2 protein-coding genes are annotated in these 1499 nt (G+C 72.2%); both read left to right on the plus strand.

Translation table 11 applies throughout. The annotated features are described in order from the left end of the window. A partial coding sequence (locus OS124_RS0110495; RefSeq protein WP_010139538.1) for an iron chelate uptake ABC transporter family permease subunit occupies positions 1-504 on the plus strand: 504 nt, incomplete at its 5' end. Further along, entirely contained in the window at positions 491-1318 is an 828-nt protein-coding gene (locus tag OS124_RS0110500; RefSeq protein ID WP_010139539.1) for an ABC transporter ATP-binding protein, read from the plus strand. The genes OS124_RS0110495 and OS124_RS0110500, both read left to right, overlap by 14 nt. Positions 1319-1499 lie beyond the last annotated feature (181 nt).

A 1499-nucleotide genomic window follows, 5' to 3' on the forward strand; every position in this document is an offset into this window, starting at 1 on the left:
ATGATCCTCGGGCCGGTCTACCGCGCCGGACAGGCGATGCGCTGGCTGACCGGCTCGGTCAACGCCGCCCACTGGAGCGACGTGGCGGTGGTCGGCGCGGGCCTCGCCCTGGCGGTGCCGCTGCTGCTGGTGCTGCGCCCGGCGATGCAGCAGATCACCCTGGACGCGGCCAGCGCCCGCGCCTCGGGACTGGCACTGGAGCCCGCCCGCGCGGCGCTGCTGGCGCTGTCGGTGCTGCTGACCGCGCTGGCGGTCTCGCAGGTCGGAGCCATCGGCTTCGTCGGGCTGATCGCCCCCCATGCGGCGCGGATCTTCCACGGCCAGTTCTCGACTGGCTACCTGCTGAGCACAGCGATGCTGGGCGGCCTGCTGGTGCTGGGCGCGGACACACTGGGCCGCATGGTCGTCCCGCCGCACGAACTGCCCGCCGGCGCCGTCACCGCCCTGATCGGCACCCCGATCTTCCTTCTGCTGCTGCTTCGGAGGCACCATGTCACAGGCTGATACCCCCTTCGCCACCCTGCACGGGGCCACCGCGCGCTATGACGGGGCGGTGGCACTCGATGCGGTCGACCTCTCGCTGCCCGAGGGGCGCGTCGTCGCCTTCTGCGGCCCGAACGGCAGCGGCAAGTCCACTGCGCTGAGGGTGCTGCGGGCCCTTCATGCACCGGATGCGGGCACGGTCGAGGTCGCCGGCAAGCCGGTCTCGGCCTGGCGGCCGCGCGACCTGGCGCGTGAGATCGCCATGCTCAGCCAGTCCCCCTCGGCCCCCGATGACATGAGCGTGCGCGACCTCGCCCTGCTGGGCCGCTACGCGCATCGGGGCCGCTTCGCTCCGGTCCGCGCGACCGACCGTGCCGCCGTTGCCCGCGCGCTCGAAGCGACCAACATGACCGAGCTTGCCGGGCGCAGCCTCGGCCAGCTCTCCGGCGGCCAGGTACAGCGCGCCTGGATCGCCATGGTGCTGGCCCAGGACGCGCCGCGGATCTTCCTGGACGAACCGACCAACCACCTGGACATCGCCCATGCGCTGGACATCCTCGACCTGATCACCAGCCTGAACCAGGAGGCCGGGCGCGGCTTCGTCATCGTGCTGCACGACCTCAACCATGCCATGCGCTATGCCGATCACGTGGTGTTGTTCGACCGGGGCCGGATCGCCTGCACCGGTCCGACGCAGGAGGTGCTGACCGAAGAGCGCATCCGCGAGGTCTTCGACATCGACTGCCGCATCGTCGCCCTGCCCGGCATCGAACGCCCGGTGGTGGTCCCCCTGTCGCGCGGCACCGAGACGGGCCTGGCCACCGCGGCGCAATAGGCCTCGACCCGCGCCGGCAGCCCCGGGGCGCGGCCCGTCGGACCGCGCCCGGCTGTCTCATTCGACCGGCGGCAGGCTGACGCCGTAGATCCGCGCAAGGTCGTCCAGCAGCGCCTGCGCCGCATAGTAGCCCCCGGCAGTGGCCCAGACCCCGTCATCGACCTCGTAAACATGGCCCGCG

Source organism: Oceanicola sp. S124 (assembly GCF_000220565.1).
In the GTDB taxonomy this organism is placed as follows: Bacteria; Pseudomonadota; Alphaproteobacteria; order Rhodobacterales; family Rhodobacteraceae; genus Pseudooceanicola.